This window comes from Allostella sp. (genome assembly GCF_041913585.1).
In the GTDB taxonomy this organism is placed as follows: domain Bacteria; phylum Pseudomonadota; class Alphaproteobacteria; order ATCC43930; family Allostellaceae; genus Allostella.
In genome coordinates this window covers 1-8,684 of sequence record NZ_JAYSFE010000161.1, presented here as the reverse complement: position 1 = coordinate 8,684, position 8,684 = coordinate 1, and the positions used below count along the sequence as shown (strand labels likewise).

Genomic DNA, 8,684 nt, shown 5'->3' with positions numbered 1-8,684 from the left:
CTCGACGCCAACCTGCGCGAGGAGATGCGCTTCGAGATCCGCCGGCTGCACGACGAGTTCCGCATCACCACCGTCTACGTCACCCACGACCAGGCGGAGGCGATGGCGACCTCCGACCGGATCGCCGTCATGAACGCCGGCCGGATCGAGCAGGTCGACGCGCCCCACCGGCTCTACACGCAGCCGAAGACGCGCTTCGTCGCCGGCTTCATCGGCCGCACCAACCTGCTCGAGGCGCGGTGGCGGAACGGCGAGATCGGCTTCGATGGCGGCTTCGCCCTGCCTGCGGGCATGCTCGGGCTGGCGCCGCCCGACGGCGCGGACGCGGCCTCGGTGTCGATCCGCCCGCAGGGCATGCGCCTGCACCGCGACGCGCCGCCGGCGGGAACGCCCAGCCTGCCGGCCGCGGTCGCCAGCCGGATCTTCCTCGGCGAGACCTGGGACTACGGCGTGACCCTGCCCGGAACCGAGCAGCGGCTGCGCGTCGCCGCCCCGCCCTTCGACGTCTTCGAGGTCGGCGCCGGCGTGTGGGTAGAGTTCGACCCGCGGCAGATGGCGGTGGTGCGCTGAGTCCCGCGGCCGTGATCCTGCGCGCGGCCGGGCGCCGGCGCATTCCCTGGAAGAACGGCGGCGGCGAGGCCGAGGACATCGCGTCGGGACCGCCCGGCGCCGACTGGTCGACGATGGACTGGCGGATCAGCCGCGCCTGGATCGCGGCGTCCGGCCCCTTCTCCGTCTTCCCGGGCATCGACCGGACCTTCCTGGTCACGGAAGGCCGGGGCGTCGAACTCTCGCCCGCGGGAGTGCCGGCGCGGCTCGGGCCGGACGCACCGCCGTTCGCCTTCGCAGGCGATGTCGCGACCGGCTGCGTCCTCCTCGACGGGCCGGTCATCGCCCTCAACGTCATGACCGCGCGCGGCCGCTGGCGGCATCGGCTCGAGCGGCGGCCGCTCGCCGGTCGGACATCCCTGGCGGGGACGGCGCCGGTGACGCTGGCCGTGCTTCTGCGCGGCGCCGCCGACCTGCCCGGACGGGACGTCCGGCTCACGGCGGCCGACGCCGTCCGCCTCCTGCCCGACGAGGCGGTGCCGGTCGACGCGGCGGCGGGCACCGTCCTGGCCTGGGTCGAACTCTGGGACGATCGCTAGCGGCCCTCGCGATCCTGCGGCACCGGGCGCTCCGTCGGCTCCGGCAACCGCGCCCTCGCACGGCGGCGCAGGCGGTGGCGGTCGAGGCGGTGACGCCGTCCGCCGCCGTCACCGCCGACCGCCGGGGGTCAGGCGATGACGGCGTCCGGCGGCGGCGGCGCCGGCGCTCCGGCCGGGATCGCCGGGTCCGGGGCGAGACGGCGTTCGGCGTCGATGCGCTCGACCAGCCGGATCGTCCGGTCGGCGCTCGCCAGCAGCGCCAGGAGAGCGGTGCGCTCGGACGCCGTCGCCGCAGGGGCGTGGCGCAGCACCGCCTCGCGCGCGTCGGCCAGGTCGTCCAGCAGCGCCGGCACGACGACGGTCGCCGGCCGGGCCGGCGCCGGATCGAGCGTCTCCAGCGCGGCGGCCATGGCGTGGAAGAGCCGTCCCGCGAGGTCCCGCCCGGCGGGCGACAGCTCCACTCCCGCCATGCGCTCGGCCGTGCGGTAGAGCGCCTCGCCGAGGTCGGAGACGAGGTCGGCCTCGGCCACGAGACTGCCGACCAGCCGGCCCTCGCGATGGTCCATGCGATCGCGGAACAGGCCGGCGGCGAAGCCGCGGATCTCGCGGCCCAGGACGTCGATGGCGAAGCGATGCTCGGCGGGATCGTCCGGCGCGCCGGGCCGCCCCTCGGCCATGTGCAGGAAGAGCCCAGCGCCCCAGGTCAGGCGGGCGATCTCCTTTCGCACCGCGGCGACGGCCTCGCCCAGCGCCCGAGGACCGTCCGGGCCGATGAAGCGCGGCCGCGAATAGTCCTCGACATGGTCGCCCGGCCCGTCGCCGATCCGGGCGAGGACGCGCTCGAACGTGCCGACGAAGGGGAACAGCAGCGCCGTGTTGAAGATGTTGAAGGCGATCGAATAGACGCCGACCGCGACCGGGACCAGGGGATAGGTCGCCTGCCCGTCGACGATCGTCGGCTGGCCGGGATCGCCGACCAGTGCCGCCACCAGCCGCGCCGCGACCGGGAAGAGCGGAAACATGACCGCGATGCCGATGACGTTGAAGGCGATGTGGGCATAGGCCGCCCGCTTGGCGTTGCGGGACAGGTTCAGCGACGCGATGAAGGAGGTGATGGTCGTGCCGAGATCGGCCCCGAGCGAGAAGGCGAGCGCGGTCTGCCAGTCGAGCACGCCGGACGCGCCGAGCCCCATCACGATCCCGATCGTCGCCGACGAGGAATGGATGAGCGCCGTGATGCCGGCCGCGGCGACGATGCAGTAGAGGAGCCCGAGATAGTCGTCGGTGCGAAGGCCGGAGATGACGGCCATGACCTCGGGCATGGCGCGCAGCGGCCGCAGGCCGCCGGTCATCATCGACAGGCCGTAGAAGATCAGGCTGAAGCCGAGCAGGGTCAGGCACAGGTTGCGCACGGCCGCGGTCCGCGCGAAGACCATGCCGAGCGCCGACAGTCCGGCGGCCAGCAGGCCCCAGAGGCCGAGCGGCAGGGCGATCAGGGCGTTGGTCAGCGTGGTGCCGATGTTGGCGCCCATGATGACGCTGATGGCCGGCCGCAACCCCAGCACGCCGGCATTGACGAGCCCGACCACCATGACGGTCATCGCCGTGCTCGACTGGATGACGCCGGTGATGACGGTGCCGGCGACGAGCCCCCGGATCGGGGTGCCGGCGATGCGCGCCAGCGCCCGGCGGAGGCGGTTGACCGCCAGCGCCTGGATGCCGTTGGCCATGAACTCGAGCCCGAGCATGAAGATGCCGAGCCCGCCGACGGCGGGTACGAGAACGTCCTTGAAGAGATCGACCTGCATCGCCGGCTCCGGTCGCCGCGGCTATGGACCCGGCCGGCAGCGCACCCTCATCGGAGCATGAATCGCGCCCCGGATGAAACCTCGGGTCGTGCGATCGGAGAAGGTCGCCGGTTCAGCCGCCCTCGCCGTGCTTCCACAGCACCTCGCGCTTGCCGACATGGTTGGCGGCGCTGATGACCCCCGACGCCTCCATGCGCTCGACCAGGCGGGCGGCGCGGTTGTAGCCGATCTGGAGATGGCGCTGGATGAAGCTGGTCGAGGCCTTGCGCTCGCGGATCACGATCTGGACGGCCTGCTCGTAGAGCCCGTCGGACTCGCCGTCGTCGTCGCCCGCGCCGCCGCCCTCGCCGCCCCCGGCGAGGTCGTCCTCCGTCACCTCGTCGAGGTAGGCGGGCTCGCCCTGGGCCTTCAGGAACTTCACCACCTCCTCGACCTCGTCGTCGCGGACGAAGGGGCCGTGGACGCGGGTGATGCGGCCGCCGCCGGCCATGTAGAGCATGTCGCCGCGCCCGAGGAGCTGCTCGGCACCGGCCTCGCCCAGGATGGTGCGGCTGTCGATCTTGGAGGTGACCTGGAAGCTGATGCGGGTCGGGAAGTTGGCCTTGATGGTGCCGGTGATGACGTCGACCGACGGCCGCTGGGTCGCCATGATGATGTGGATGCCGGCGGCGCGCGCCATCTGGGCGAGGCGCTGGATCGCCGCCTCGATGTCCTTGCCGGCGACCAGCATCAGGTCGGCCATCTCGTCGACGACGACGACGATGAAGGGCAGGGGCTTCAGGTCGAAGGGCTGGTCCTCGAAGATCGGCTCGCCGGTCTCGGCATCGAAGCCCGTCTGCACGCGCCGCTTGCCGGCCTCGCCGCGCTTGGCCATCTCGCCGAGGCGCGCGTTGAAGCCCTCGACGTTGCGGACGCCGAGCTGCGACATGGCGCGGTAGCGGTTCTCCATCTCGCGCACCGTCCATTTCAGCGCGACGATGGCCTTGCGGGGATCGGTCACGACCGGCGCCAGCAGGTGCGGGATGCCGTCATAGACGGACAGTTCCAGCATCTTCGGGTCGATCATGATGAACTTGCAGCGGTCGGGCGGCAGCCGGTAGAGCAGCGACAGGATCATCGCGTTCATGCCGACCGACTTGCCCGAGCCGGTGGTGCCGGCGATCAGCAGGTGCGGCATCCGCGCCAGGTCGGCGATCACCGGCGCGCCGCCGATGTCCTTGCCGATCGCGAGCATGAGCTGCGCCGAGGTCTTCTCGTAGGCGTCGGCCGACAGGAGCTCGCGCATCCACACGGTCTCGGCCTTGCGGTTCGGCAGCTCGATGCCGATGACGTTGCGGCCCGGGACGACCGCGACGCGCACCGAGACGGCACTCATCGAGCGGGCGATGTCGTCGGCAAGGCCGATGACGCGCGACGACTTGGTGCCCGGCGCCGGCTCCAGCTCGTAGAGGGTTACGACCGGTCCGGGCCGCACCTTCACGATCCGGCCCTTGACGCCGAAGTCCTCGAGCACGCCCTCCAGCAGCTTGGCGTTGTTCGACAGCGCCGCCTCGTCGACCCCGGCATCGATCACGGGCGGGATCGGCGCCAGCAGGTCGAGCGGCGGCAGGCGATACTCCCCGTCGACGGAGAGATCGAGCGCGGCCTGCTTGCCGGGCGCCTTCTTGGCGGCCGCCGCCTGCCGCCGCGCACCGAGATCGACCGCGACCGTCGGGCGGCGCGGGTCGGGAATGGGCGGCACCGCGGCGGCGGGCGCGCCCTGCGGCATGGCCCGCACCGGGGGGGGTGCCGGCCGCGCCGGCTCCGGTTCGTCGTCGGGCTCGGGCGGTTCGTCCGGCTCGGCGCCGCGGCGGGCGAAGACCGGCTCGACGCGCTCGGCCGCGCCGGCCGTCGCCCGGGAGCGGGCCGCCGGCTGCGGCTCGACGGCCGGGGCCCGGTTCGCGGGCTTCGCCGGCGGGCGCATCTGGTCCCAGAGACGGAGCAGCAGGACCCCGAAGGCAGTGACGCCCCGCGTCAGGAGGCCGCCGGCGCGGCCGGCACCGCGCCCGGCGCCGCTCCACTCCGCGCGCGACAGGCCGATGACGTAGGCGGCGCCGACGAGGCTGCCCAGCGTCACGAGGAAGAGCAGGAAGCCGAACCCGAGCGGGCCCAGCATGTGCTCCAGCACGCCCAGGCGCCGCAGCAGCAGGGTGCCGGTGAAGCCGCCCCAGCCGCCCTGGAGCCACCAGCCCTCCGGCGCCGGCGGCAGCGACAGGATGGCGGCGAGGCCGAGGAGGGTCGGGAAGAAGGCGATCAGGCGGAAGGCGGCGTGCTGGACGAGGCGGTGCGCGGCCAGCCGCCAACCCCAGGCCAGGAGGACGGCCGGAATCACCAGCGCCGCCATCCCGACGCTCTGCCACAGCAGGTCGGCGGCATAGGCGCCGCTGTGGCCCATGAGGTTGTGGACCGGCGCGTCGACGGCGCGGTTGAACGAGGGGTCGCCGCGATCGTAGGTGACGAGCGCGACCAGGAAGGCGAGGCCGAGCGCAAACAGCAGGATCCCGGCCGTCTCCTCGAGCCGGCGCCGGAGGAACCGGGACACCGTCTCGGTGCTGCCGGCGGCGCGCTCCATGAAGCCCCGGGTCAGCGCGTCCTTGCTGAAATTGCCTCTCGCCATCGCCGTCTGCGTCTTCGGTTCGACCGTGCCCGGGGTCAGCCCAGGGTCCGGACCATGCGGCCGAGCCCGGCCTCGACCGTCTCGGCGTCATGGACGAGGGCGACGCGGATATAGGGCTTGCCGATGTTGCGGCCGTCGGCATCGGGCTTCGCGACATAGCCGCCCGGGACGACCTTGATCGCGGCTTCGCTCCACAACCGCCGGGTGGCCTCCTCGCCGTCGCCGACGTCGAGCCACAGGAAGAACCCGCCCGGCGGCCGATAGAAGGAGTAGCGCTTGCCCAGCACGCGCTCGGCGACGTCGAACTTCTGGCGGTAGAGGGCGCGGTTCTCGGTGACGTGCGTCTCTTCCTCCCAGAGCGCGGTGGCCGCCGCCAGCAGGGGCATCGGCACGCTCGGGCCGCCATAGCTGCGCAGGCGGGCGAAGAGCCGGATCAGATCCGGGCAGCCGGCGACGAAGCCGCAGCGAATGCCGGGCGCGCTCGACCGCTTGGAGAGCGAATGCATGACCACGACATGGTCGGTCGATCCGCCGAGCGCGGCCGCCGCCTCCAGCGCGCCGGCGGGCGGCGCCCCGTCGTAGATCTCGGCGTAGCATTCGTCGGCGACGAGCAGGAAGTCGTACTGCCGGGCGAGCCCGATCAGGCGCTTGAGGTAGTCGATGCCGGCGAGCGCGCCCTGCGGGTTGGCGGGCGAGCACAGGTAGAAGACGGCGCAGCGCTCCAGCGCCTCCTCGGGAATGGCGTCGAGGTCGGGCAGGAAGCCCGTCTCGGCGGTGGCGGAGAGGAAGACGGGCTCGGCCCCGGACATGACCGCGGCGGCGCTGTAGACGTGATAGTACGGGTTGGGCAGCAGCACCGTCGGCCGCCGGCCGTTCTTCTCGGCCGGCACCGCCACCTGGGCCAGCATGTAGAGCCCTTCCTTGGTGCCGGAGAGCGGCAGGACCTGGCGGTCGGGGTCGATCATGCCTTCCGGTAGCGCGTAGCGGCGGCCGAGCCAGGCCGCGACGGCGCGGCGGAACTCGGGGCTGCCCTCGTTGCCGGGATACTTCCCCCAGAGATGCGCGTTGCGGGCGACGGTCTCGGCCAGCAGCGCCGGCGGCGCATGTTGCGGCTCGCCGGCCGACATCATCAGCGGCGTCTCGTTGGCCCGTGGCTGGGACCCGGCCAACAGCGTGGCAAGCCGGTAGAACGGGTTGTCGCCCAGCGCTTCGAGACGATCGTTCAGCATCGACGGTGAATCCCCCCGGAAGCCGGGGATGGTAGCCGCCGACCTTCGCAGAAACAACCGTCTGCACTGCGATGCTCAGAGAGCGGTTCGGGAACGGCGGCGCCGGGACGAATCCGAGGGCGATCGGAGCATTGCACTTTCTTTTCACGAAACGCATAGTCGTGCGATTGGCCCCGACGACGCCGGAGACGGAAGCATGCGCCGCGCCGCCCTCGCCCTCACCCTCATCGCCGCGCCCTGGACGCTGACCGGACCGGCCGCGGCCCAGGCGCCCGGCACGCTCCGGGTCGCCATCAACGCCGACATCCGGACCAACGATCCGGGGGTGAACCGGGACGGCAACACCGACGCGGTGATGATGCATGTCCTGGAAGGGCTGGTCGGGCTGACCGAGAACGGCGACGTCGCGCCGCTCCTGGCGGAGAAGGTCGACGTCTCGGCCGACGGCAAGCGCTATACCTTCGTCCTGCGCGAGGGGCTGACCTTCCACAACGGGCAGCCGGTGACCGCCGCCGACGTCGCCTGGACCTGGAAGCGCTACCTCGATCCGGCGACCAAGTGGCGCTGCCAGTCGGAATTCGGCGGCAAGGGGCTGACCCGCGTCGAATCGATCGAGACCCCCGACCCGCGCACCGTCGTCTTCCACATCGACAAGCCGACGGCGCTGTTCCTGTCGGTGACGGCGCGGCCCGACTGCGGCGGCTCGGCGATCCTGCACAGGGACTCGGTCGACGCCGACGGCAAGTGGAAGGGCCCGGTCGCGACGGGCCCCTTCAAGTTCGGGGAATGGAAGCGCGGCCAGTATGTCGAGCTCGAGCGCTTCGCCGGCTATCGCCCGCTACCCGGCCCGCGCGACGGCTATGTCGGCGCCAAGACGGTCGGGGTCGAGCGCGTCCGCTTCCTGGTCATCCCCGATCCGGCCGCGACCAAGGCGGCGCTGCTCGCGGGCTCGATCGACGTCGCGACCGACGTCTCGGCCGAGGACGTGGCCGAACTCAAGCGTCGCGGCGACATCGCGATCGACATCGCGCCCACCATGTCCGTCTCGGGCTTCCTGCTGCAGACCCGGGATCCGGTGCTGCAGGACGTCCGGGTGCGGCGCGCCATCGCGCACGCCATCGACACCGCGGAGATCGCGGCCGGCATCACCAAGGGCACGGCGACGCCCAACGCCTCGATCGTGCCGACCCCCAGTTCCTTCTACGGCAAGGCCCAGGCCGCGCGGATCGCCCACGACCCGGCGCTGGCGAAGAAGCTGCTGGCCGAGGCGGGCTATCGCGGCCAACAGATCAAGATCCTCACCAACAAGCGCTACGGGCCGATGTTCGATGCCGCCGTGCTCGGGCAGGCCATGCTGCAGCAGGTCGGCGTCACGGCCGAGCTCGAAGTGCTGGAATGGGCGACCCAGCTCGACCGCTACCTCAAGGGCGACTACCAGATGATGTCGTTCTCGTACTCGGCCCGGCTCGACGCCGCCCTGAACTACGAGATGATGAGCGGCCCGAAGGCGACCCAGCCGCGCAAGGTCTGGGACAATCCCGAGGCGCTGAAGCTGCTCGAAGAGGCGATGGTCGTGGCCGACCGGCCGCGGCGCCAGGCGATCTTCGACCGGCTGCACGGGATGTTCCTCGCCGACGTGCCGATGCTGGTCCTCTACAACGGGGTCGACATCTCGGCCTCGGCGCCGGGCGTCAAGGGGTACAAGGGCTGGGCCGCGGGCCAGCCGCGGCTGTGGGGGGTGACCCGGCAGTAGCGGCGGGGGGCCCCCGCCACCCCCCCCCCCCCCCCCCCCCACCGCGGGGCGCCGGCCTGGGGCGCAGAAACAACCCCCCGGCGGTCTGGG

The 8,684-nt window shown here is 72.4% G+C and carries 6 protein-coding genes; 3 read left to right on the top strand and 3 right to left on the bottom strand.

The window, feature by feature from the left end; translation table 11 throughout:
- Positions 1–570: ABC transporter ATP-binding protein (locus tag ACE3Q3_RS21380; RefSeq protein WP_374449375.1), on the top strand; the 570-nt coding region annotated here is incomplete at its 5' end.
- An 11-nt stretch (positions 571–581) separates the two neighbouring features.
- Positions 582–1,148 carry a HutD family protein gene (locus ACE3Q3_RS21375; RefSeq protein WP_374449373.1) on the top strand — a complete coding sequence of 189 codons (567 nt, stop codon included), beginning with the start codon at positions 582–584 and terminating at the stop codon, positions 1,146–1,148.
- Between the two features lie 128 nt (positions 1,149–1,276).
- Here the strand turns inward: ACE3Q3_RS21375 and ACE3Q3_RS21370 are convergent, their stop codons facing one another.
- The 3 genes from ACE3Q3_RS21370 to ACE3Q3_RS21360 form a co-directional block, all read right to left on the bottom strand.
- Positions 1,277–2,956, bottom strand: a complete 1,680-nt coding sequence (locus ACE3Q3_RS21370) for a Na/Pi cotransporter family protein (RefSeq protein ID WP_374449371.1) — start codon at positions 2,954–2,956, stop codon at positions 1,277–1,279.
- Between the two features lie 112 nt (positions 2,957–3,068).
- On the bottom strand, positions 3,069–5,612 hold the full coding sequence (locus ACE3Q3_RS21365) for a DNA translocase FtsK (RefSeq protein ID WP_374449369.1): 2,544 nt from the start codon (positions 5,610–5,612) through the stop codon (positions 3,069–3,071).
- Between the two features lie 35 nt (positions 5,613–5,647).
- Positions 5,648–6,841, bottom strand: a complete 1,194-nt coding sequence (locus tag ACE3Q3_RS21360) for an aminotransferase class I/II-fold pyridoxal phosphate-dependent enzyme (RefSeq protein ID WP_374449367.1) — start codon at positions 6,839–6,841, stop codon at positions 5,648–5,650.
- A gap of 196 nt (positions 6,842–7,037) precedes the next feature.
- Here ACE3Q3_RS21360 and ACE3Q3_RS21355 point away from each other — a divergent pair, with 196 nt between their 5' ends.
- Positions 7,038–8,594, top strand: coding sequence for an ABC transporter substrate-binding protein (locus ACE3Q3_RS21355; protein WP_374449365.1), 1,557 nt, complete (start codon positions 7,038–7,040; stop codon positions 8,592–8,594).
- Positions 8,595–8,684 lie beyond the last annotated feature (90 nt).